This window comes from Lysobacter sp. Root690 (genome assembly GCF_001427785.1).
GTDB lineage: Bacteria > Pseudomonadota > Gammaproteobacteria > Xanthomonadales > Xanthomonadaceae > Lysobacter.
Genome location: NZ_LMHM01000012.1, coordinates 414 through 23,423 on the forward strand (window position 1 = coordinate 414; position 23,010 = coordinate 23,423).

Here is a 23,010-nt window from a genome sequence, read left to right on the forward strand (position 1 = left end):
TTCTCGCGAAGTAGTGGCTTCGCAGCGCTGGATGAACTGCGCGGCTTCAAGCCCAAGCAAAAGCGACATGGCCTGCCTGTAGGAGCGGCGCGAGCCGCGACCGCGAGAATTCGGCTACGGCGCAGGTTGCGAGGTGGTCGTCATGGCGCGGTCGCGGCTTGCGCCGCTCCTACAGGGCCATCGAACGAATGGCGCGATCGTTCGATCGGGCCATGAAGATCATCGCGATCGGAGCGGAAGGCGTCCGGGCTGAAACCCTACTAAGAAAAGCGCTCCGCAAGGCCTCGCAGGCGCGAGATCCGGTACGCCACCAATCGACGCTACTGCACCAACCCCTGAGCGGTAAAACGATAATTCTGCAGATCGATACCCAGCGTCCGGCGAATATCCTCGCGCGCCGCGCGCGCGAATTGCGCCTGGGTGTCCGGCTCGGGACGGCGGGCGAAGGCGTCGATGCGTTCGGACAGATTCAAGGCCCGGAACAGGAAATCGTCGGCGACCCATTGCCGGCGTTGCGGCGCGAGTTCCGGCAAGGTGCTGCCCTGCGCCAGCGAACCGCGCAATTGATTGCGCAAGGCGACCAGGCGCGCGCCGCTCGGCAACGGTGCCTGATGGGCCAAGGCCCAGTTGACCGCGACATGATAGGCGGCGACATCGGCGAGGTTGTCGTTGGCCAGTCCCTGCGCCGGCAGGACCCGGGCGAAACGCTGGCGGTATTCGGCGCTGGCCGAACGGCGCGCGAAGTCGTCGGCGACGCCGCGGCTTTGCTTGGCCATCGCGGCGATCAAGGCCGCGCGCACGCGTTCGGTGGTAGTCGGATCGCGCCGGAAGGATAGGTCGGCGGTGCTGGCACCAGCGGCGGCTGCAGGCGACTTCGAAGCGCCCACGCCGCGCTGGACCTGCGGACGCGGTGCCGGCGCCGCCGCGCCGGAGCGCTGACTCAACGAACGCTTGATCGCGGCATTGACCGCGGCGGTGCCGGCCACGCTCTGCATCGAGTCCATGGTCGAGTTGAACCCGTCCATCTGCGGCTGATAGTCCTGCGCCGCGACCGCGCCGCTGAGCACCAGCGCGATCGAGCCAAGCGCGAAACGAACGCCACAGCCTCGGTCGTGAGTGGCATCGCGGGCGTCGACACGAGCGCGGGCGAACGAGGCGACAGCCGCAAACCCATAGCGCAGAAACGCAAAAGGAGCGAAGCCAAGCTTCGCTCCTTTCGCGACGGCTTGCGAACGCGGCATCAGCCCTTGCGCGAGGCCTGACCCAGGCTGTCGCCGAGGGTCTTCACCACGTTGGTGAAGGTGTTCATCATCAGCTGGAACTCGGACACTTCAGCCTGCGTCTTCAGCATGTCGCTCGGCTTCGCGTCGGCCGGCAGACCTTCGATCGCCTTGGTCATCTGATCGGCCTTCTTGTCGGCCAGCTTGCCGGTCAGCTCGGCGATCGCATACAGCCAACCCTTGCCGCCGCTGGCCTTGGCTTCCTCGGTCTTGCCGCGGACTTCCTGGGTGGCCAACGAGTTGACGAAGAGGGCGTTGACGTCGTTGCTCATGTCGTTCTCCAAAATTCATTTCGGTGTGAGAGATAGAGCCGTTCTGCCATCTCGCCGCGAACCGCCCCTGTTTCTGGATTCCATCTTCCCGCCGGGCCCGGGGGCCTACAAGCTATGGCGTACCCTAGGTGCCGGCGGGTGCAATACGTGCGCTTAGCCGCCATTTCCCCAGGGATTACGCGGCGCCGGCTTCTTGTTGCCGCCGCCGGCCGCGGAATTCGTGACCGCGGCCGCGGTATTGCGCTTCTTGCGCTGCGCGTTGCGCTCGTTGAGCCATTCGGCCGCGGCGATCTCGCCGTCCTCGCGCAGGCGACGGCCGTATTCCAGCGCGTCCTGCACCGCGTCGCGCCGCAGCGGCTCCAGGGTGTCGTTGAAACGGCGGATCTGGAACTCGCGTTCGCTGGCGTCGGCGTCGGGCATCAGCGCGTCGACCGCGGCGGCCCAGTCGCGGCGCATGCCTTCGGGATCGATCTGGATCGGCGCATCCAGGTCCTGCTTGTCCAGGGCCTCGTTGAGCTTGCTCAGCAGGAAGGCGCGGTCCTGCGAACTCAGGTCGGGCTGCTGCTGCAACAGGTCTTCGAACGAAGCCCTCAGCTGGCGGCGTTGGTCGTCGGCGGTCGCTTGAGTCATGGCGTTGGCGGTCCATCGGGTTGGGTGAAGGAAACATCCGCGCGCTCACGGCGCGGACACGAGCCTCGCGCGGCGAGGTCAGTCGTGGAAATGCGGATCGATGCTGAGCTCGCCGAGGTTGCGTTCGGCGAAACGGCGCGCGAGCTCCGGGCCGGCTTCGCGGATCGCGTCGTAGCTCGAACGCGAACGCGAGTCGGCACGCAGCTGCCAGCCCTCGGCGGTCTTGGTCAGCAGCAGGTCGGTGCCGGGCAGGGTCTGATCGGACAGGCGCAGCAACACCTGGCCTTGTTCGCCGCTGGCGCCGCCGTTGCTGACCGCGAGCTGGCGCACGTGGCGCTCGATCAGGTCGGCGAACGCGCTGGCGTTGGAGGTCGGCTGCGCGGCCGGCGGTTGCATCGCGGTGTCGCGCATCGCCAACTGCGCCTGCAGCATCGCCGAACTTTCGGCCGGCGGCGGCGCGCTGTCGACCCGCTCGAAGCCGACCGACTGGCGCTGGTGTTCGTGCGCGCGCTCGCCGGCCGCCTGCTTGCGCGCGACCGCGTTGCCGGCTTCGGCGCGCACCTGTTCGGCGGTCATCTTGCCCCCGTCGGCGGCGCTTTCGCTCTGGCCGAGCAGACGCGCGAGGCCTTCGTCCTTGCCGGCGGTGCCGGCCTGGGCGAAGCCGCCCTGGCGCTGCTGCAGCAGACTGCGGAACTGATCGACCGATTCGGGCGCGGCCGGCTGACGCGTCGGCGCGCGCGTGGGCTGCGCCTGTTCGGCCTGCTTGGCCGCTTCGGCGCGCTTGGCATCGGCATCGGCGGAAGGCGAGCTGTTGCGGATCGTGCTCATGGCGACCTCGATCAGAAGGGGCCTTGCGACTGTTGGCGCGAGGCCATCAGCAGGTCGGCGGAATGGGCTTCCTCGCGGCGCTGGCTCGCCGCCTGTTGTTCCTTGCGCCAGACGTCCTTGCGCTTTTCCAGCGCGTCCAGCCGCGCCTGGGCGCGGAAGAAGGCCTTGCGCGCTTCGTCCAGCGCGGTTTCGGCTTCGCGCAGCTTGCCTTGCGCGTCGAGCAGGCGCTGATGCGCGGCGATCGCGAGTTCGCCGAGATGATCGATATGCGATTCGCGCTGCGACATCGCCATCGGCCAGGGCACGCCCGGCGGCGGCGGATCGAGCAGGCGCAGCCGCTGCCCGGCGCGTTCGCGATTGAGGTCGGCGATCTCGCCCTCGATCGTGGTGCACGCGTCGCGCCGCGCCTGCACCTGGCGCTGGCGTTCCATCACCACGCCGCGCGCGGTCTCGACCCGGTGCGAGCGCAGTTGCAGCAGCGTATGCAGCGGATAACGGCTCATCCGAACAACCTGCGCAGCGCGTCGACGGATTGTTTGTAGTCGGCCAGATCGCCGGCCGACTGCTTGAGCAACTTGCGGATCGGTTCGATCTTCTCGATCGCGATGTCGGCCTCGGCGTCGCTGCCGCGCTTGTACTCGCCCAGCTGCAGCAGCAGTTCGATGTCCTGGTGCTTGGCCAGGTACTTGCGCAGTTGCCCGGCGGCGCGCTGGTGGCCGTCGTCGGCGACTCGCGGCATGGTGCGGCTCAGGCTGGTCAGCACGTCGATCGCCGGGTAGTGATAGGCCGCGGCGAGTTTTCGCGACAGCACGATGTGGCCGTCGAGGATCGAGCGCACTTCCTCGGCGACCGGATCGTCGCCGTCCTCGCCTTCCATCAGCACGGTGTAGAACGCGGTGATGCTGCCCTTGTCGTTGTTGCCGGCGCGTTCGAACAAGCGCGGCATGGCGCTGAACACCGACGGCGGGAAGCCGCGCCGCGCCGGCGGTTCGCCGATCGCCAGGCCGACGTCGCGCAAGGCGCGGGCGAAGCGCGTGACCGAGTCGACCAGCAGCATCACCCGCTGGCCGCGGTCGCGGAAATACTCGGCGATCGCGGTCGCGACCCAGGCCGCGCGGCTGCGCTCGAGCGCGGGCCGGTCGGAGGTGGCGACGACGATGATGGATTTCTTCAGGCCGGCTTCGCCGAGGTTGTCCTGGATGAATTCGTTGACCTCGCGGCCACGTTCGCCGACCAGCGCGATCACGTTGACGTCGGCGTCGCCGCCGCGCGCGAGCATGCCGAGCAAAGTGCTCTTGCCGCCGCCGGCGACCGCGAAAATGCCCAGGCGCTGGCCGACGCCGGCGGTCATCACCGTGTCGATCGCGCGCACGCCGGTGGCGAACGGGCGATCGATCAAGGTGCGCGCGAGCGGATTGGGCGAAGCGGCATAGATCGGAATCTGCACAGTCGGGCCGAACCCGCCGCGACCGTCGATGGGATCGCCGTTGGCGTCGAGAATGCGGCCGAGCAGACCGTCGCCGGCGCGCACCGAGGCCTGACGGCCGGTGGCGATCACTTCGGTGTCGTGGGCGACGCCGTCGAGCGCGCCCAACGGCGTCAGCAAGGTGTATTGACGCGACACACCGACCACCTCGGCGGCCAGGCGGAAATTGCTGTCGCGCGGGCTGCGCAGTTCGCACAGCTCGCCGATCATCGCCTTCAGGCCGGTGGCGCGGATCATGGTGCCGTAGGCCTCGGCGACCTTGCCGATGCGCACCACGTTGGGCACCCGCGCGAGCGCCGCGATCAGCGGGTCCTGTTGCGGCACCGGCACCGCGACCGGTTGCAGGATGGTGCGCTGCAGGCTGCTCATCGCGCGCCTCCGCGTACACGGCAGGCGAACCCGGCGGCGAGCGCACGGCGGTTCATTCGCTGTGCTCCGCGCCGTATTCGGCGCCCGACAGCGCGACCCGGATCGCTTCGATCTGCTGGGCCACGCCGGCGCGCACTTCGCCGACTTCCGACACCACCACGCAGCTGAGCTTGTCCAGGCTTTCGTCGTCGACCAGTTCGATCACCCCGACCACCGGATGCGCCTGGCGCACCAGGCCCAAACCCTTGGCGACGTCCTCGCGCACGCTGGGGTGCACCCGGATCAGCAGGAACTGTTCGGCCTGCGCGGCTTCGACCGCGTGCATGACCAGCGGCGGCACCACGCTGCGCGCGTCGAATTCGGGGGAAATCCGCGCGACGATCGCGCAGGCCAGTTCGGTGACGCGGCTGCCGGCGTCGGCGAGCACGCGCGCGCGGCGTTCGTTGAGGTCGGCCAGCTGCTGCGCCATCTGTTGCTGCGCGCGCGCCAGCCCTTCGGCGAACCCGGCCGCGTAACCGGCCTCGCGCGCCTGCTTGATCTCGTCGCCGGCCTCGGCGTACAGCGCATTGACCCGGGCCAGGGTCTGATCGAGTTCGCCGATCGCGTTCCACTGCTTGGCCGGCACGATGGTGCCGGCGACCGCGCGTTCGAATTGCTTGCGCTCGAACACCACCACCGTGCCGGTGGCGCGCTGCGGTTCGATCCGGCGCGGACCGTCGCTCAGGCCCGTGCCCGCCGAGGCGGACGCGGAAGACGACAGGTCGGCGGAGAGCGGATCGGCGTGCATGAATGTCCTTGGGTGAGTGCGATGAGCGGCGGCGACGCGGCGGCTCAGGCCGCCAGCGGCCTGGCGCCGTGATGGGCATGCAGGCGTTCGACCGTTTCCGGCGGCAGATGCGCGACCAGCGACGCGCTCGGATCATGCAGCCCGCGTGGCAGCAGCAGGCGCGACCAGTCGGCCAGACCGGGGTCGCGGCGCTCGGCCCACAACCGCAGTTCGGCGCGGCCGCGGCGGTCGAGCAGGTCCAGCATCGACCGATCGTCGGGATCGCGCAGCGCCGCATCGAGTTCGGCGTTGAGCTGCGCGCCCAGTTGCGCCTGGACCTTGCCGTCCCAGACCAGGCTGTCGAGCGCGAGCAGATAGGCGTTGTCGAGCGCCTGCTTGAGCCGGCGCACCGGATCGCGCCGTACTTCGGCGCGGATCGCCGGCGCGTAGGCCAGCGCGCCGAGATCGCGCACCAGGCGCTCGACCCGCGCGCGCGGCCAGCGCAGCGCGGCGGCGCCGAAGCCTTCGCCGGGTTGCGGCGCGAGCAGGGCCGGCGCGTCGCCGGCGGCGAGCCAGCGGCCGAGCAGGCGACGGCCGAGCGCGCTGTTGCGGGCGGCGGCGAGCAGTTCGGGTTCGATCCGGTCCGGACCGTCGCCGTGCCAGCTCGGATCGACCTCGGAGAGGATCGTCCGCAGCGCCGCCGTGCCGCTCATCCGTTCCAGACCCCGCTGCGTGCGTTGGTCGGCGCGGCCGCGGCGGCCGGAGCAAAGCGCGAACGCAGGCGGCCGAAGAAGAATGCGACGATCGCCAGCACCACCAGCACGCCGGCGCCGATGATCACCGCGCTCAGGTCGATCGAGCCGATCACCGCATTGAGCGGGCCGCCGCCTTGATGCGCCTTCGGCGGCGCGGTCACGGTGAAGAACTTGACCGTGACCTTGTTGACGTCGTCGAGGCCCTCGACGCTGTCCTTGACGAACACTTTGATGTCGGTCTCGCGATCGCGCAGGCTCTGGCCGGGGCGTTCGAAGATCAGCACCGAGGCCGAGGAGTCCTGCACGTTGCCGCCGAGCGGATCGCGGTCGGGCAACGCGATATGCACGCGCGCCTCGACCACGCCGTCGATGCGGGTCAGGGTGCGCTGCAGTTCCTGCGACAGGCCGTACAGATAGCGCGCCTTTTCCTCCAGCGCGGAGGAGGCGAAGCCTTCCTTCTTGAACACGTCGCCGAGCGAGCTGTACTTCGACCGCGGTAAACCGCGCGAGGTCAGCACCTGCATCGCGTAGGGGATGTCGCCGCGATTGACCATGACCTCCCAGCCGGTCTTGCTCGGCGAGGGGTCCTTTTCGGCCGGAATCCCCGCATCGAGCAGGGCCGCCATCAGTTCATTGGCCTGTTGCTCGTCGAGCTGGCTGTACAGCGGCGTGCGCGTACAGCCGACGATCAGCAGGCAGGCCAGCAGGGCCGCCATGACTCGTAACGCATTGAAGCCTGACGCCCTACCCATGCATCCCCCGTGGTGATTGCGTACCGATTGCGAGCGACTGCTCAGGACTGCTGACGGAACAATTGCTGGATGCCGTCCGAGGTGCGGTTGGCGACGTTCGAGGTGAGCTGCGAGGTGAACATGAACTGGTGGCAGCGCATGGTCATCTGGATCATCTCGCCAGAGGTCAGATCGGCGCTGTTGGCCGACATGGTCTTGGTCGCCGCGTCGATCTTGTCGGCGCCGCCGTTGAGATTGTCGAGCGCGGCCAGCACCGCGCGGGTGCCCTGCGACATTTCGGTCGGCGCGGCTTGCGCGGGCGCGCCGGCCTGAGCACCGCCCGAGGTCGGCGAGGCGCCGCGGTCGAATGCAGCGGCGAACTCGCGGATGTCGTACGCCGATGCCTGCGGCGACTGCGCCGGCGATGCGGCGGCCGGCTGCGCGGCTTCGGCTGCGACTTGAATGGCTTCGATCATGGCCCTTTCTCCTGGAGCGTTGGGTCCGAACGAACAACAAATTACGGCTGGCGATCAAAAAGCAGACGGTGCGGTGCGCGGTGCGATGGCGGCGCTTCGACGCAGCCGGCGCCCGGACCGAGATCCGGGCGCCGCGGCAGGAAGCGGCGACGTCGGGCCGCGCCCGGCCGTCAGTTCTTCGACGCCAGGGTCTTGAACGCGTCGCCGATGCTGTTGATCGAGGTCGAGGCGTTGTTGGAGATGAACTGCATGCGCAGGCTCTCGGAGGTCAACGCGATCATCGCCGACGGCTGGTCGTTGCCGCCGCCGATCGAGCCCGACAGCTCGGTGATGCGGCCGGCCTGGCTGTCCAGGGTCGAGCCCCACGCCTTGGCCATCGCTTCGAACCAGCTGCCGCTGCCGCCGCCCGCGCCGCCGCCGGCGGAGACACCGCCGCCGCCGCCGTTGGACGAAGCGCTGGCGTTCTTGCCGTTGCCGACGGTGTTGCTCTTGTTGACATCGGCGATGAAGCTGGTGACCAGACCGGCGGTGCCGCCGGCGTTCGGATTTACCGTATTGCTCATGACGTCTCTCCTGCTCGTTGCGGCGTGGCCGCTGAATGGCGTGGAACAACGGATGAAGCGGAACTCTGAATGCGGCACTGCATACGGCCCAGTACGGACCTAAAGCGGATGCATGGTGCCGATCATGGATTTAATCGGTGATACACACGTGAAACCAGCTAGTGCTGACCCGGGGGTGGTCGGGGTCATTCCCGCCTCCCGGCCGGTTTCGCGGGCGCCTCGGAGACACTGAAAGGATTGTCGCTGCGCTTGTCCGCCGGCGTGGCGGGTGGGCGCGCGGCGGGCGTGGCGGCCGGGCTGACCGGCGCGGTGGGCGCGGCCGGGGTGGCATTGGCCGCGGTCGCGGTCGGGGCCGCAGTCGCACTCGGCGGGCTCGCCGGGGCGCCGCTGGCGGCGGCAGCCGCGGCGGCCTGCTCCTCGGCGGTCAGTGGCTGCGCCTTGAGCTGGTCGGTCATGCCGGTCAGCTTGTTCAGCGCCCAGGCCTTTTCGCCGATCGCGATCAGGCTGCGGCCGTCGGGCATCACGTCGCCGACCGCGTACTCGTGGCCGTCGACATCGATCACGTGCGGGTTGGCGCCGCCGCGGACAATCTGCACGATCCGGGTCGGTTCGGCGCTGACCGGGGCTTTCTTGACCTCGGGCGCGGCCACGGTCGGCCCGGCCGGATGGCCTTCGTCGGCGAGATTGCGCGGAATCACCCGGCGCACGCCGTTGACGTCCTGCATCGCCCTTGAGGCGACCGCGCGCTTGAACACGTCCTCGTTCTCGAACCGGCCGATCACTTCGACATCGCCGTTACCCAGGTAACGCGTCTGCGTGGTCAGGCCCTGGCTGCGCAGCACCTCGCGCACGTCGCCGGCGATGTCGTCGCCGGTGCGCAGGTCCAGGCGCGCGTCGACTTCATCGGTGACCAGGCGCTTGCGGATCATCTCGCGCACCGTGGCGTCCTTGACCGTGCCCGACAGCACCAGGCTGCCGTCGTCGTTCTCGATCAGGCGGCCGCCGGCGATCGAGAATTCCTTGATCAGCGGCTGCACCACTTCCTTCGGCGTGGGCTTTTTCTCGAAGCCCGGCATTACCGCCGCGGCGATCGCCACCGATACCAGCGACAGCGCGGCCAGGCCGGCGATCAACGGTAGATGGCGCATCGAGGATTTGGCCGGCTTGGCCAGCTCGCCCATGTTGGGCAGCATCGTCGCCCAGCCCGGGTCTTCGGCGGCGCCGACCGCGATCGACGCGCCACCCATGTCGACGCGCTGCATCGCGCTCAACTCGGCCGGGTCGCCCGGATTCAGGGTCTGGGCGTCGATCGTCAGCGGCGCATCGAGCGCGCGCAGCGAGACCGTGCCGCCCATGCGAGTCAGGAACGCGTGGCGCGGCGCCACGCCGGGATCGGACAGCACGATGTCGCAGTCGCCGCTGCTTCCGATCAGCACGGTTTCCTGCGCCGACAACGGCCGGCTGGCGCCGGTGTGCAGGCCGGAGACCACGCGCAGCACGCTGATCGCGGGGGTGATGCGGATTTCGCTGCGGGGAGCTTCGCCACGGACGTCGGTCTTGCCGTCGTGCGGCTTGGCGTCGTGCGCGCTCTTGTCGGCTGCGCCGGGAACGACGGCGCCGTCGTCGGATGTAGTCGGATGTTCGTCGATGGACATGGCGGACTCCTGTCTCAGGCGCCGCCGCGGCGGGCGGCGCATACGGTCGGGACGCGCGATGCGCGCGGGCCGGACGACCGGTGAATGGGGGAATGACGGCGGAGAAGATTCATCGTCTGGGCTCCTCAGGCATTGACCTGGCCTGCCTGCACGATGCGCAGGTCAGGTGCGAGTTCCTGATAGGACAGCACCGGCAGTTCGAAGAAATCGATCTCCAGCAGCTTGCGTAGATGACGGCGAACATCCAGTGAACACAACAGCACTGGCTTAACGCCTTCAGCTTGGCGGCCCAGGTGCGCGCGCACCTCGCTGCCCAGGCGCCCGGCCAATTCAGGCGAAATCGCCAGCTGGGTCGCGCCGCCGGCCACCCGCACCGATTGGCGCAGACGGTCCTCCAATTCAGGATGGATCAGCAGCACCTGCATGGTGCGGTCGCTGTCGGCGTAGCGGTCGGCGATTTCGCGCTTGAGCGCGACCCGCACGTACTCGGTCAGCAGCACCACGTCCTTTTCGCGCCCGCCGACATCGGTGATCGCTTCGAACGCATCGCGCAGATTGCGGATCGGCACGCCTTCCTCGACCAGCCGGCGCAGCACGTCGGCGACCCGCTGCGGCGCGACCACGCGCAGCATTTCCTTGACCAGGTCCGGGTAGTCGCGCTGCATCTTGCCGAACAGGTTCGACGTTTCCTGAATGCCGATGAAGCTGCCCATGCGCCGTTCCAGCGCCGCGCGCGAATGCTCGATCACCGTGGTCAGGCCGTCGCGGATATCGGCGCCGGCCTGGCCGGTCCACTCGCCCGCCAGCGGCGGGAAGAAACCCGGCAGCTTGGGCGCGTTGGCGTCGCCGAGCCGGGCCGGACGGAACTGCGCGTTCGGCGACAACCGCCCGAACGCGATGCGCGCACCGAACGCGGTCAATCGATAACCACCCAGGCCGTCGCCGCTGTCCAGATCGGCGGCGATCTTGATCACCGGCACCGGTAGCGGCACGCCGTATTCGTCGCGCAGGCGGCGGGCGACGTCGACGATGCGCTCGCGGGTGACGTGTTCGCCGAACGCGGCCGCCAGGGTCGGCGACAGCTCCAGCTGCAACGGCGCAGGCGGCGCGATCTCGTCTTCGTTGATGACCTTCTCGTCGACGCCGCGCTCGCCCTCGGGGACCTTGAACGCGCGCCGCAGCACCGCCGAGCCGTGGCGATAGCGCCAGGCCGCGTAGCCCAGCAGCACCATCGACAGGATCAGGAACACCGGCTTCGGAAAGCCCGGCACGAAGATCATCAGGAACGCGAGGCAGCCGGTGATCAGCAGCACGCGCGGCTGGCCGGTGACCTGACGGGTGATCGATTCGCCCAGGTGGCGGTCGTCTTCGTCGCCGGCGGTACGGGTCACCACCAGGCCGGCGGCGATCGTCGCCAGGATCGCCGGAATCTGCGAAACCAGACCGTCGCCGATGGTCAGGATGCTGTAGGTGTGGGTCGCATCGGCCAGCGGCATGCCCTTCTGCAGCACGCCGATGGCCAGGCCGCCGAGCAGGTTGATGATGATGATGACGATGCCGGCGATGGCGTCGCCCTTCACGAACTTCATCGCGCCGTCGAGGCTGCCGTGCAGCTGGCTTTCGACTTCCAGCAGGCGGCGCTTCTTCTTGGCCTCGTCCTTGTCGAGCATGCCCGCGCGCAGGTCCGAGTCGATCGACAGCTGCTTGCCCGGCATCGCGTCCAGGGTGAAGCGCGCGGCGACTTCGGCCACGCGCTCGGCGCCCTTGGCGATGACGATGAACTGGACCACGGTGATGATCAGGAACACCACGAAGCCGACCACCAGGTTGCCGCCGGCGACCAGGCTGCCGAATGTTTCAACGATGTGACCGCCGTTGGCCTCGAGCAGGATCGAGCGGGTGATCGCGATCGACAGCGACAGCCGGAACAGCGTGGTCAGCAGCAGCACGCTGGGGAAACTGGAGAACGCCACCGGCGTGGGGATGTACAGCGCGATCAGCAGCAGGCCGAAGCCGATCGCGATGTTGATCGCGACCAGGGTGTCGATGATCGCCAGCGGCAGCGGCAGGATCATCACCGCGATGATGGTGACCGCGCCCATGGCCAGGACCACGTCGCTGTAACCGGCGCGGCGACGCGGAAGCGTGCCGGGCGGCGCGGCCATCAGGGAATTCAGCAATGCTCGCATTCGGTCAGCCCCACATCCTGTCGCTGGGTGATCGGGCAGGGGTTCGGGCTGGGGCGATGCGGCGCGACCGGGATACCTCGCCGACACGCGCAGCGGCGACCGCGCCACTCCACGGCGTCAAGCCGCGGGTTGCGATCGTCGTCGGGTTTGCGCTGTATCGAACGCTGGAAGCAATCACTGCTTTGCCATGTACCCCTGAGCACCCACGCATGGCGCTGTCCTCAAACACGATGCCGGTTCGGACGGCCGATACTAAGTGTTAAGTGTCACCTGTTGTGTGAACGCAAACGTTGTTGTGCGTGATCCGCACAATCACGTCGCCTTGATCCCCAAGGCTTACATTCGCGCTCATTCATCGCTGTTTTTGTGAACTCGTGCGCAATTGCGTGATCGCGTTCGACTAACGTAAGCGCGGAACGCTCAGGATTCGTGTTCGGTCGAAGCTGCGACGGCCGGCACAGAAGCAGTTGCGGTTGAAACCGTCGCGGCGACCGCCGGCGCGATGTCCGCGGGGTCGAGTTCGGCGATCAGGTTCAGCGATTGCCCGGCCACGCCGACCGCCAGCGCGCGTCCGCTGCGCGTGCGCAGCACGACGATACGTTCGCGGGGGCCGACGGGGAGGATCTGCAGGATCGACAGCGGCGCATCGCGCCCGCTCAACCCATGGCGCTTGCGCAGGTAGTGCAGCACCGCGAGCAGCGCGGCGATGACCACCGCGACCGGCAGCAGGATCGAGATGAATTCGAAGAACATCGAAGGCGGTTGCGCGGCGGCGGCCGCGGGCGCCGCGGGCTTGGCGGCGAACGCCAGTAACGGCGCGCAGGCCAGCGCCGATGCGCGGGTCAGCACGACGAGACAACGGATTACGCAACGCGGCAGCAGGGGCAGTATCGGCATGGCGAGTCAGTGCGGGACCGAGGGTTCGAACGTGGGTGCGGGAGCGCGCGCAGCGCGGCCCATCGCGGCGACATACCGTAACAGCCCGGCGTCCCGACAGGCGCGGCGCCGTCGCCGATGCCCGCGGCTTCACGTCGTCGGGCCGCTCGCCATGGCATGGATGTGAGCATGGGCAACGTCAAGACGACCCGCACCGGCAAGCGCGCCACGCAGGCTCCGGCCGCCATCGACCCATCCGCCGGCTTGCTCGGCGCGGTGCCGTTCGCCTGCGCGATGTTCGACGCCGACGGCGTCCTGATCGCCGGCAACGCGCGCTACCGCGAGGAATTCGGCGCGCTGCCCGAGCACATCAGGCGCGATGCGCTGCTGGCGCTGCTGCATGGCGACGGCGGCGACGGCGCGCCGCAGAACTCGCACGACGGTCCGCGCGAAGTGCTGGCGCCGCACAGCGGCCGCTGGTACGCACTGCACTGGGGCCGCGCCGAACACGCCGCCGCGCCGGTCGAGGTGCTGACCGCGGTCGACATCAGCGAACGCATCGAGACCCTGGACTCGCACAAGAACCGCCAGGAAAAACTGCTGTTCACCTCGCGCCTGATGTCGGTCGGCGAGATGGCCGCGACGCTCGCGCACGAGTTGAATCAACCGCTCGCGGCGATCATGAATTATCTGAACGGAAGTCTGCGCCTGGTCGAACAGGCCGGCGGACCGGTCCAGGTCGAACGCGCGCTTCAAGCAGCGCGCACCCAGGCCGAACACGCCGCGGCGGTGATTTCGCGGGTGCGCGAGTTCGTGCGCGCGCGCGAACCGCGACGCGACGCGCACGAGCTGAACCGGATCGCCGACACCGTGCTGGAACTGCTTCGGCTGGAGGCCGAACGCCTGCAACTGCGCATCGATCTTGGTCTGCCGGCGAACCTCGCGCCGGTGTTCGCCGACCGGGTGATGATCGAGCAGGTGCTGCTGAACCTGGTCAAGAACGCGATCGAGGCGATGCGCGAAATCCCGGCGGCGCGGCGCGAATTGCGCATCGACGCGCGGATGAACCTCGACGATCAGATCGAAGTGCGCGTGTCCGACCGCGGCGCCGGCCTCAGCCCGGCCGAGCAGGACCAGCTGTTCTCGCCGTTCTTCACCACCAAGACCGACGGCCTGGGCATCGGCCTGGCGATCTGCCGCTCGATCATCGAATACCACGAGGGCCGGCTGTTCTTCGAACCGCGCGAAGGCGGCGGCAGCGTGTTCGGGTTTACCTTGCCGCGCTATGAGGCTCGCACTTGATGCTCGCCCGCGGACATCGCGGTAGTCCGACGGCGGCGCCGCCAGCCCGACCCGGTGCAAGCCGATCACAGATGACAAAGGTCAGCATCGCGACCACCGTCCGCCGGGTTATACCGTCGCGTTCGCTGAAACTCGGCGCGACGCGGGCGCAAGCGATGACGTCGGCCACCTGTTCATATCGTGCAACGCCCGATTCGCCGCGAAGGATCCGCCCGTGACCCAGCCCAGGCTTCCCCGACTGTCGTGCGCGTCGCGCGAACTGCCGCCAGGTGCATGCGACACAGGCGGCGCGTCGCCGTTTAGAGTGCACAGCGCGCGAACGCGACGAGCCCGGCGGCGCCGGCAAGGAGAGCATCGCTGATGACCGAAGCACGCATCTACCTGGTCGACGACAACGACGGCTTTCGCGAATCCACCGCGTGGCTGCTGGAAACGGCCGGTTTCGAAGTGCAGGCCTATGCCTCCGGGCCGGCGTTCCTGGATGCCTATGCCGGCGAGCGCCACGGCACCGAGCCGTGTTGCCTGGTCTCCGACATCCGCATGCCGCTGATGAGCGGGCTGCAACTGCAGGAAGAGCTGCGCCGGCGCGGGATCGGCCTGCCGCTGGTGTTCGTGACCGCGCACGGCGACGTGCCGCTCGCGGTCGAGGCGATGCGCAAGGGCGCGTCCAATTTTCTCGAAAAACCGTTCAGCGACGAGGCCGTGATCGACGCGATCCGCGCCGCCATCGTCAATGCGCGCAATCACGCCGGCAGCGAGGCGGGCGACGATCGCCTGGCCAAGCTCAGCCCGCGCGAACGTCAGGTCATGGACTTGGTCGTAGCGAGCAAACCGAACAAGATCATCGCCGACGTGCTCGGCATCAGCGTCAAGACCGTGGAGCTGCATCGATCGAACATGATGAACAAACTCGGAGTACGCTCGCTGCCCGAGCTGATGAAGGTGGCATTGGGCCATGGATGAATCGCACGGCCCGATGACGGGGCATGAACACAATTGCGAACCCGCGGCGCAGGCGCAGGCCGGTTCGATCCGCGGCCGGGTGCCGTCGCTGCCGCTGTGGCAGGCGCAGGCGCTGTGCGGCTTGTTCGGCGCCGCGCAGCGCTGGCCGGTGCGCGATGGCGGCTGGCTGAGCTTCGCCCAGGCCGGCGCGATCGACGGCGAAGTGGTGACGCTCGAAGGCGACGGCGCGCGGGTCAAGCTGCAGCTCGACAGCGGGCTGGCGATCGATACCGACACCGGCCTGCACTGGAGCGACTACCGGGGCCGTTCGCGCGTGCTCGCCTGGAGCCTGGCGCACGAATCGCAACTGGTGCGGCTGAGTCAGGCGCTCGACATCGCCCTGATCCCGGTGGTCGACGACGGCAACACCTCGCTGCACGACCTGCAAACGCACAGCGCCGCCAGCCTCGACGGCCTGTGGCTGGCCTTCACCATCGCCGACGGCGGCGGCCAGGTGCGCGTGCGCGGGCATCTGCGCATTCCGCCGGGCTGGGTCGAACGGCTGCTGTTCCGCGCCGAGATGTTCGAGCGCGCGCGCGACGACGACTCCGGCGGTTACCGCGACTGGACCGATCTGCCGGTGCCGATCGCGCTGCGCTGGCTCGGCCCGCAACTGCGCCGCGCGCAATGGCGCCAGCTGCGTCCCGGCGACGTGCTGGTGATCGGCAATTACCAACGTCCGCCGCCGGTGCAGGCGCAGGTGCCGGGCTACGCCTGGCCGCTGCTGCCGGTCGCCGACGGCTGGCGCATCGACGGCCCGCCGTTGACCCTTTCCACGCATCAGGAGACTTCCGCGATGAGCGACACCGAAGCCGCGCCCGAATCGGCCGAACCCAACGCACCGGAGGTTCCGGTCCGCCTCGAATTCGACCTGGGCCGGCTCGAATGCCGTTACGAGGACCTGGCCGGCTTCCAGCCCGGTTACGTGTTCGCGCTGCCCTCGCGGCTGGAAGGCGCCAACGTGGTGATCCGCGCCAACGGCCGCGACGCCGGTCGCGGCGAAATCGTCGCGGTCGGCGACACCCTGGGTGTTCGTTTGATCGCCTGGAGCTGAACCATGGATTTCAGTTCGTTCTCGCCGGCGCTGGTGCTGATCACGGTGGTCAGCCTCGCGCTGGCGCCGTTCGTCGCGGTGATGGTGACCTCGTTCACCAAGATCGTGGTGGTGCTCAGTCTGCTGCGCAACGCGCTCGGCCTGCAGCAGGTGCCGCCGAACGTGGTCATCAACGGTCTGGCGATCGTGCTGTCGATCTACGTGATGTATCCAGTGATCCTGGAAACCCACGACGCGATCAACGCGCGCATGAGCGGCACGACCGTGGCCGCGGCGACGCAGGCTCAGCCGCCGGGCGCCGCCGCGACGACGCCGAGTGCCGCGACGGCCACGACCACGCCGGCACCGGCTGTCGCCGCGACTCCCGGCTCCGCGCCTGCAGCCACCGCGCCGGCCGCGGCCGCGACGGTTCCGGCCGCGCCGGCCGCCGCGCCCGCGACGACGACGACGAACACCGCCACCGCGCAAACCGCGGCACCGGCCGCCGGCGCGAAGCGGCCCGCCGCGCCATCGGCCCTGCTCGGCGGCACCGGCAAGATGGACACCACCCGCCTGCTGCAGATGATGGACGCCGGCAAGGAGCCGTTGCGCAACTTCCTGATCAAGCACTCCAGCGACGCCGAGCGCGCGTTCTTCCTGCGCAGCGCGCAGCGCCTGCTGCCGCCCAACGCGCGCGCCGACATCAGCGTCAACGATTTCCTGGTGGTGATCCCCGCGTTCACCGTCAGCGAACTCACCGCCGCGTTCCAGATCGGCTTCCTGATCTTCCTGCCGTTCCTGATCATCGACCTGGTGGTGTCGAACATCCTGCTGTCGCTGGGCATGATGATGCTGTCGCCGACCACCGTGTCGCTGCCGTTCAAGCTGCTGCTGTTCGTGCTGATCGGCGGCTGGGCCAAGCTGGTGCATGGCTTGGTGTTGACGTATGGCGGTTAATGCCGGGATTCGGGATTGGAGATTCGAGATTCGACCAAGCGGCAACCGCCGCCGTCCGATTCCAACCTCCCCCGACCCGCTTTTCCCGAATCCCTAATCTCCAATAACGAATCCCGGCACTTATGGGCGACATGCTCGAAATGACCAAACAGGCGCTGTGGCTGACGCTGCTGCTGTCGGGCCCGCCTGTGCTCGCCGCCGCCGTGGTCGGGCTGGTCGTGGCCTTCATCCAGGCCGCGACCCAGCTGCAGGAACAGACCTTCGCCTACGCGATCAAATTCACCGTGATCGTGGTGACGCTGTTCGTGACCGCGTCGATGATCGGCGGCACCCTGTACACCTTCGCCGACCGCATCTTCCTCGATTTCCCGGGCATGGTCCGGCACTGATGCGCGGCGGTACGCTCGCGCGGCGCGCACGCCGATGAATTTCGATTCGGTCGGCAACATCATGCTGGCGCTGGGACTGGTGCTGCCGCGGGTGATCGGCGCGTTCATGATGCTGCCGCTGATCACCAACGAAAACATGCCGCCGTTGGTGCGCAACAGCTTCATGGTCAGCCTGGCGATCATCGCGATCCCGGTGGCGATGAACGGAGTGCCCTTGAACGAGCTGGGCACGCTGTCGTGGGCGCCGATCATCCTCAAGGAATTGTTCATCGGCGTGTCGATCGGTTTTTGCTACGGCATGGTGTTCTGGGCGATCAGCGCCGCCGGCAACGTCATCGACACCCAGGTCGGCATGACCCTGGCGCAGGTGTTCGATCCGATCCAAGGCCACCAGGCCTCGCTGCACGGCAACTTCCTGTCGCACTTCGCCTCGTGGCTGTTCATGGCCAGCGGCGCGTTCCTGGTGTTCCTCGACCTGCTGCTGTCGAGCTACGCGATGTGGCCGGTGAATTCGTTCTTCCCGAACCTGCATCAGGCCGGCATGGAGTTGTTCGTCGGCCAGTTCAGTTACCTGATGACCGCGCTGCTGGTGCTGGCCGCGCCGGCGATGGTGGTGCTGTTGCTGATCGATCTATCGTTCGGCCTGGTCAATCGCTTCGCGCCGCAGCTCAACGTGTTCACCATCACCATGCCGATCAAGGCGTGGCTGGCGACGTGGATCATTCTGCTGATGCTGGGCGTGTATGTGGAGATCGTGCTGGATCGGTTGGCCGGCAATCGCGGGCTGCTTGATGCGTTGAATCGGGTGTTTGGCGGCTGATCGGTTGCGGTGAGTCGCGGCGCATCGAGTCGCCTTCGCGCTTCGCTCATGTTGGCCCGTGTGGCTTCGGCTTTTGCCCCCTTTGGAAAAGGGGGCGAACGGCCGCGAAGCGGACGTGGGGGATTCGCTTTTGCTGTTGCTGTTTAGGAACTGAGGAGCAAGAGCAAAAGCGAATCCCCCCTGGCCCCCTTTTGCAAAGGGGGGAACCCCTTCGGTTGAGGGGAACTTAGATCGGGATGGCGCACACTTCGGATGGCGCGCGACTTCGGGGAGACGGATACGCAGTGAGGCCATTCGCCCCGCCCCATCACTCCAACGGCGGCGGCAACTCCGGCGCGCTGGTGTCGCCGTCGCGCAGACGGCGCACGGTCTCGGCCCAGTGCAACACCTCGGCCACCGCTTCGAAGAATTCGTTGCCGATGTAGTCGTCCAGTTCGACATGCTCGTGCAACCCGCGCGCCAATTGCACGTTCTGCAGGATCGGCACGCCGGCCTCGGTGGCGGCGCGCTTGATCTCCTCGGCCAGATAGCCCTCGCCCTTGGCCACCACCACCGGCAGGTCGGTGGTGCCGTGCTCGTAGGTCAGGGCGATGGCGATATGCGTGGGGTTGGTCACGACGACATTGGATTGGCGGACGGCATTGAGCATGCTCTGCTGAGACCACTCCTGATGCAACTGCCGGCGCCGGCTCTTCACGTACGGGTCGCCCTCGCTCTCCTTGACCTCCTGCTGGATGTCGCGCCGGCTCATGCGCAACTGCTTGGTGTAGGAGAACTTCTGGTACCACACGTCGATCGCCGAGACGAAGAAGAACACGAAGATCGTCCAGATCACGATCCGCACCAGGCCGTACCAGATGCCCGCACCCATCGCCTCGGCCGGCGCGTACGGCAGCATCATCAGCTGGGCGAGCATCTTGTAGATCACGAACACGCCGATGCCGATCAGCGCCGAGCTTTTCATCACCGACTTGACCAGCTCGACCAGGTTGTCGACCGAGAACATCTTCTTGAGCCCCTCGGCGGGGTTCATCTTGTCCAGGCTCGGCTTGACCTTGCCCAGGCTCAGCACCGGCCCGACCTGCAGGAACTCGATCACCACGCCCAGGAACACCGCCATCCCCAGCAGCGGCAACGACAGCCACAGCAGCGTGTCGAACGCGGCCCCGCCGACCTCGCGCAGGGCGTCACCGAACGGCTGGTTGATCGCCTTCAGGCTGGTGTCGAACAGCAGGATCATCTTGGCGCGCATGAAGTCGAGCATCATCCAGCCGCACACCACCCAGCCGAGCATCAGCACGGTGCTGGTCAGCTCCTTGCTCTTGGCGACGTTGCCTTCCTTGCGCGCGTCGCGGATCTTTTTCTGGGTGGGCGGCTCGGTCTTGTCGGCGCCCTGGTCCTTCGCCATGCGCGGCCCTTGCAGCGAGGGGAGAACGAGGCTAGCACGCGTCGCGCAAGGCGGAAGTGGCGAGTGTCAGCAAACCGCGGGCCACGGCCAGCGAGGTATTCTCGAGCCGCCTGACCGCGATCCGCGCCGTCCATCGCCGGTTAGCGTGAAGCAGGACATGAACCGCCCGGCCCACCTAGGGTCACCCCGAGTTGGCCGAGTCACCCCCCGGCGCTACATTCCTTCCATCCCCCCGACTTCACCCGTGACCCGCCCCGCATGAGCAGCATCGGCCCCGACTCGCGCATCGACCGCACCGGCTTAGACAGCCAGGCCGCGCTCGAAGCCCTGCGCGGGCGCGAGACGACGCCGGACCAGCAAGTCCAGCACGCCTCGCCGGTCGCCGAAGCGGTTCCGGCCCATGCCCCGCCCGCGGTCGATGCCGGCGAGACCGTGCTCAACGCCGACGCCTGGCGCGACGTACCCGCCGGCGAGCGCCTGCTCTCGGGCGACAGAGGCCTGGAGAGCGAACTCGGCTCGATGGACCTGTCCGCCGCCGCCGATCGCGGCGCCGACGCGGTGCTGGATTCGTTGACCGCCTGAGTCCGGCGCGGCATCCATCTCATCCGCAAACCCGCCTGCGCGCCGTGGACCTGCCCGCCGTGAAGCAGCGCGCCTGCGCTAGGCTAGCCGTCATCGCCGCCATCCGCGTTGTTCCGTGAACGATACCGCTCCCTCCGCCGAAGCCCTGCGCGCTGGCGCCGATCGCCTGATCTCGGCGCTTGCCGCGCACAGCGACCCCGAGTACCGCCTGACCGTGCTCAAGCGGGTCGTGCGTCGCCTCGGCGAGGACCGCTATCCCTTGTTCATCCGCCTGCTCGGGGTGGTCGCCGAGAGCGACGACACGCGCGCCCAGCGCCTGCTGGCCGACACCTTCGGCACCGCGTTGCGGCGCATGGACCTGCCCGGCGGCGCGCTGAGTTCCTGGGGCGCGACCCGGCTGCCCGACGCGAGCGGGCCGGTCGCGGTCAGCGCATTGTCCGGACATTTCTTCGGCGCCACGCCGCGGCGCCTGCTCGGTCCGGTCGAGTACCTGACGGTCTGGCATCTGCAACGCACCCAACGCACCGCGTTGGGCGCGGCGACCTTCCGCAGCGCGCTGTCGCATCTGGTCGCCCTGCTCAACCGCAGCGAAGACGCGCGCACGTTGTACCCGCAGAAGCTCGCCGCCGATGCGCAGAACGAACTCGAGGGCGCCTACACCCGCGCGACCCGCGAACGCCTCGCCGCGATCGCCGCCGCCTGGCGCGACGGCAAGTCGCCCGACGCGGTCGCGCAGGCGGCGCTGGATACCGACGATGCGCCGCATCCGAGCGGTTGGGTGGTGCGCGATCTTTGAGGCGAATCGGCGCGGCGTGTACGCGGCGCGTTTTATCGGGCGCGTTTTATCGATAACGATGGTAGTGCTGAACAGCGAGGATGCGCCGCATCCCGGCGACTGAGTGATGCGCGATCCCTGAGCCGAATACGCGCAGCATTTAAGCGACGCGTTTTATCGATAGCAATAGCGATAGCGATGGCAGCGCCGGATATCGGGGATGCGCCGCACCTCGGCGCTTGAGTGGTGGGCGATCTTTCAGGCGAATACGCGCAGCATGTAAGCAGCGCGCATTACCGATATCGATCTTCGAGATCGCGATACCAATGAAGCACTGAAGCTTCGCTTGCATCGACGTATTGGGCGATGCGTCCGCATTGAGCAAAAGCGGACGCAGCACGAGCCATCGATCCCCCGCGCCAGTCCTATCGCAACAACGCCACCGAACCGCCTGCGACACTCGGCCACATCCGCCAACCCCGCGCCGATGCTGCAATGCCGCTTTCCGCATCGACGAGGTGGCTCGTGCCCGACCGCCCCACCGTTCTCGCCCGCCTGCCGCGTTCGTTCGCGCGCCGGCGCCTGCTGACCGGCCTCGCCGCCGCCACCGTGCTGTCGGCCTGTGGCGGCCGCAAGCCGCTGTCCCTGCACGGCATCGACCTGAGCGGGCGCGACTTCGGCAAAGACTTCCGCCTGCTCGATCCCGACGGACGCGAACGCACGCTCGCCGATTTCCGCGGCAGGCTGGTGCTGCTGTTCTTCGGCTTCACCCTGTGCCCCGACGTCTGCCCGACCGCGCTGACCCGCGCGGTGCAGATCCGCAAACTGCTCGGCCGCGACGCCGAACGCCTGCAGGTGCTGTTCGTCACCCTGGACCCGGAACGCGACACACCGCCGGTGCTGCGCGCCTACACCCAGGCCTTCGATCCGAGTTTTCTCGGCCTGACCGCCAGCCCCGCGCGCATCGCCGAAACCGCCAAGGCCTTCCGCGTGATCTACGCCAAGGTGCCGACCGGATCGACCTACACCATCGACCATTCCGCGCTGAGCTATGTCTACGACGCCGACGGCGTGCTGCGCCTGGCCCTGCGCCACGAACAGAGCGCGCCCGACTGCGTGCACGACCTCCGCCAGATTCTGTGAGCCCACCCATGACGATGACTAAGCCGATCGCCGCATTGATCCTCTCGCTGGCCTTGTCCGGCGTCGCCCACGCGCAAGTCGCGGTGGACACGCCGTGGGTACGCGCGACCGTACCGCAGCAGACCGCCACCGGCGCCTTCATGCGCCTGACCGCGAGCCGCGACCTGCGCCTGATCGGCGCGCGTTCGGATGTCGCGCAGAACACCGAAGTGCATGAGATGGCGATGCAAGGCCAGATGATGCGCATGCGCGAAGTCGCCGCGGTGCCGCTGCCTCGCGGGCAGGCGGTCGCGCTCGCGCCCGGCGGCTACCACGTGATGCTGATCGGCCTGAAGCGGCCGCTGAGCGCCGGCGAGCAGGTGACGCTGACCTTGGTGTTCGAAGACGCGGGCGGCAAACACAGTGAACAGACCGTGCAGGCGCCGGTACGGCCGTTGGGAGCGGGCGCGCCGTAGTCGTAAATTGCTTCATCGCTGCGCCGAACCCTACCTGCAGGAGCGGCGCGAGCCGCGACCGCGAATCCGCAACCACGGCGCAACCCGCTATCGGACCATCGCGGCAACCGCCTTCGGCCCGCGACCAAGCAACCGGCCACATGGCGTTCGCGGCTTGCGCCGCTCCTACAGGAAGCAATCGTCGCGACCACGGATCGGGCGGGTTGCGCGGTGATGAAGCGCAAGGTCGACGACTTACGGACTATCGAATCGAAAATCGATCGTCGCC

At 68.1% G+C, this 23,010-nt stretch carries 25 protein-coding genes; 10 read left to right on the forward strand and 15 right to left on the reverse strand.

What is annotated here, in order from left to right:
* Positions 1 to 320: 320 nt before the first annotated feature.
* The 14 genes from ASD86_RS07900 to ASD86_RS07965 form a co-directional block, all read right to left on the reverse strand.
* Positions 321 to 1,241 (reverse strand): DUF6683 family protein, encoded by a 921-nt coding sequence (locus tag ASD86_RS07900; protein WP_343123601.1) that lies wholly within the window; start codon positions 1,239 to 1,241, stop codon positions 321 to 323.
* A complete protein-coding gene (locus tag ASD86_RS07905; protein ID WP_036113420.1) occupies positions 1,241 to 1,552 on the reverse strand; it encodes an EscF/YscF/HrpA family type III secretion system needle major subunit in 312 nt (103 codons plus the stop codon). The genes ASD86_RS07900 and ASD86_RS07905 overlap by 1 nt, the downstream gene beginning before the upstream one ends.
* A 153-nt stretch (positions 1,553 to 1,705) precedes the next feature.
* Positions 1,706 to 2,182, reverse strand: coding sequence for a hypothetical protein (locus tag ASD86_RS07910; protein ID WP_056109253.1), 477 nt, complete (start codon positions 2,180 to 2,182; stop codon positions 1,706 to 1,708).
* Between the two features lie 78 nt (positions 2,183 to 2,260).
* Positions 2,261 to 3,010: a hypothetical protein gene (locus ASD86_RS07915; protein ID WP_056109256.1), complete on the reverse strand. Its 750-nt coding sequence runs from the start codon at positions 3,008 to 3,010 to the stop codon at positions 2,261 to 2,263.
* Between the two features lie 11 nt (positions 3,011 to 3,021).
* The gene (locus tag ASD86_RS07920; protein ID WP_056109258.1) at positions 3,022 to 3,513 is read right to left on the reverse strand and encodes a hypothetical protein; all 492 of its coding nucleotides are present in this window, start codon (positions 3,511 to 3,513) and stop codon (positions 3,022 to 3,024) included.
* The gene (locus tag ASD86_RS07925; RefSeq protein WP_082578167.1) at positions 3,510 to 4,865 is read right to left on the reverse strand and encodes a FliI/YscN family ATPase; all 1,356 of its coding nucleotides are present in this window, start codon (positions 4,863 to 4,865) and stop codon (positions 3,510 to 3,512) included. The genes ASD86_RS07920 and ASD86_RS07925 overlap by 4 nt, the downstream gene beginning before the upstream one ends.
* A 52-nt stretch (positions 4,866 to 4,917) precedes the next feature.
* Positions 4,918 to 5,652: a FliH/SctL family protein gene (locus tag ASD86_RS07930; protein ID WP_056109261.1), complete on the reverse strand. Its 735-nt coding sequence runs from the start codon at positions 5,650 to 5,652 to the stop codon at positions 4,918 to 4,920.
* Positions 5,653 to 5,696: 44 nt separating this feature from the next.
* Positions 5,697 to 6,344, reverse strand: a complete 648-nt coding sequence (locus tag ASD86_RS07935) for a hypothetical protein (RefSeq protein WP_056109262.1) — start codon at positions 6,342 to 6,344, stop codon at positions 5,697 to 5,699.
* Positions 6,341 to 7,102 (reverse strand): type III secretion inner membrane ring lipoprotein SctJ, encoded by a 762-nt coding sequence (sctJ, locus tag ASD86_RS07940; protein ID WP_056109264.1) that lies wholly within the window; start codon positions 7,100 to 7,102, stop codon positions 6,341 to 6,343. Before sctJ ends, ASD86_RS07935 begins: the two co-directional genes overlap by 4 nt.
* A gap of 77 nt (positions 7,103 to 7,179) precedes the next feature.
* Positions 7,180 to 7,593, reverse strand: a complete 414-nt coding sequence (locus ASD86_RS07945) for a hypothetical protein (protein WP_056109267.1) — start codon at positions 7,591 to 7,593, stop codon at positions 7,180 to 7,182.
* 170 nt (positions 7,594 to 7,763) lie between these two features.
* Entirely contained in the window at positions 7,764 to 8,156 is a 393-nt protein-coding gene (locus ASD86_RS27395; RefSeq protein ID WP_194735187.1) for a hypothetical protein, read from the reverse strand.
* Positions 8,157 to 8,341: 185 nt separating this feature from the next.
* Positions 8,342 to 9,811, reverse strand: a complete 1,470-nt coding sequence (locus ASD86_RS07955; protein ID WP_162253627.1) for an FHA domain-containing protein — start codon at positions 9,809 to 9,811, stop codon at positions 8,342 to 8,344.
* A 125-nt stretch (positions 9,812 to 9,936) separates the two neighbouring features.
* The gene (locus ASD86_RS07960; protein WP_200957222.1) at positions 9,937 to 11,991 is read right to left on the reverse strand and encodes an FHIPEP family type III secretion protein; all 2,055 of its coding nucleotides are present in this window, start codon (positions 11,989 to 11,991) and stop codon (positions 9,937 to 9,939) included.
* A 429-nt stretch (positions 11,992 to 12,420) separates the two neighbouring features.
* Positions 12,421 to 12,897: a flagellar biosynthetic protein FliO gene (locus ASD86_RS07965; protein WP_056109273.1), complete on the reverse strand. Its 477-nt coding sequence runs from the start codon at positions 12,895 to 12,897 to the stop codon at positions 12,421 to 12,423.
* 168 nt (positions 12,898 to 13,065) lie between these two features.
* Between ASD86_RS07965 and ASD86_RS07970 the strand changes: the two genes are divergently transcribed.
* The 6 genes from ASD86_RS07970 to sctT all read left to right on the forward strand — a co-directional run bounded on the left by ASD86_RS07970 (position 13,066) and on the right by sctT (position 18,379).
* On the forward strand, positions 13,066 to 14,178 hold the full coding sequence (locus ASD86_RS07970) for an ATP-binding protein (protein WP_162253628.1): 1,113 nt from the start codon (positions 13,066 to 13,068) through the stop codon (positions 14,176 to 14,178).
* A 360-nt stretch (positions 14,179 to 14,538) separates the two neighbouring features.
* A complete protein-coding gene (locus ASD86_RS28255; protein ID WP_056109278.1) occupies positions 14,539 to 15,141 on the forward strand; it encodes a response regulator in 603 nt (200 codons plus the stop codon).
* Entirely contained in the window at positions 15,134 to 16,234 is a 1,101-nt protein-coding gene (gene sctQ, locus ASD86_RS07980) for a type III secretion system cytoplasmic ring protein SctQ (RefSeq protein WP_082578170.1), read from the forward strand. Before ASD86_RS28255 ends, sctQ begins: the two co-directional genes overlap by 8 nt.
* Positions 16,235 to 16,237: 3 nt before the next feature.
* Complete coding sequence (locus ASD86_RS28260; protein WP_304438428.1) at positions 16,238 to 17,170, forward strand: EscR/YscR/HrcR family type III secretion system export apparatus protein; 933 nt, start codon at positions 16,238 to 16,240, stop codon at positions 17,168 to 17,170.
* Positions 17,171 to 17,292: 122 nt separating this feature from the next.
* Positions 17,293 to 17,559, forward strand: a complete 267-nt coding sequence (gene sctS / locus ASD86_RS07995; protein ID WP_056109282.1) for a type III secretion system export apparatus subunit SctS — start codon at positions 17,293 to 17,295, stop codon at positions 17,557 to 17,559.
* Positions 17,560 to 17,593: 34 nt separating this feature from the next.
* Complete coding sequence (sctT, locus tag ASD86_RS08000) at positions 17,594 to 18,379, forward strand: type III secretion system export apparatus subunit SctT (RefSeq protein WP_056109284.1); 786 nt, start codon at positions 17,594 to 17,596, stop codon at positions 18,377 to 18,379.
* 307 nt (positions 18,380 to 18,686) lie between these two features.
* On the opposite strand, the gene sctU is transcribed toward sctT, so the two are convergent.
* Complete coding sequence (gene sctU / locus ASD86_RS08005) at positions 18,687 to 19,787, reverse strand: type III secretion system export apparatus subunit SctU (protein WP_056109287.1); 1,101 nt, start codon at positions 19,785 to 19,787, stop codon at positions 18,687 to 18,689.
* A gap of 258 nt (positions 19,788 to 20,045) precedes the next feature.
* Between sctU and ASD86_RS08010 the strand changes: the two genes are divergently transcribed.
* The 4 genes from ASD86_RS08010 to ASD86_RS08025 all read left to right on the forward strand — a co-directional run bounded on the left by ASD86_RS08010 (position 20,046) and on the right by ASD86_RS08025 (position 22,742).
* The gene (locus ASD86_RS08010; protein ID WP_056109289.1) at positions 20,046 to 20,369 is read left to right on the forward strand and encodes a hypothetical protein; all 324 of its coding nucleotides are present in this window, start codon (positions 20,046 to 20,048) and stop codon (positions 20,367 to 20,369) included.
* Between the two features lie 115 nt (positions 20,370 to 20,484).
* Positions 20,485 to 21,165: a hypothetical protein gene (locus tag ASD86_RS08015; protein WP_056109291.1), complete on the forward strand. Its 681-nt coding sequence runs from the start codon at positions 20,485 to 20,487 to the stop codon at positions 21,163 to 21,165.
* Between the two features lie 504 nt (positions 21,166 to 21,669).
* Complete coding sequence (locus ASD86_RS08020; protein ID WP_235567702.1) at positions 21,670 to 22,287, forward strand: SCO family protein; 618 nt, start codon at positions 21,670 to 21,672, stop codon at positions 22,285 to 22,287.
* 8 nt (positions 22,288 to 22,295) lie between these two features.
* Positions 22,296 to 22,742: a copper chaperone PCu(A)C gene (locus ASD86_RS08025; RefSeq protein WP_056109293.1), complete on the forward strand. Its 447-nt coding sequence runs from the start codon at positions 22,296 to 22,298 to the stop codon at positions 22,740 to 22,742.
* Positions 22,743 to 23,010: the final 268 nt, after the last annotated feature.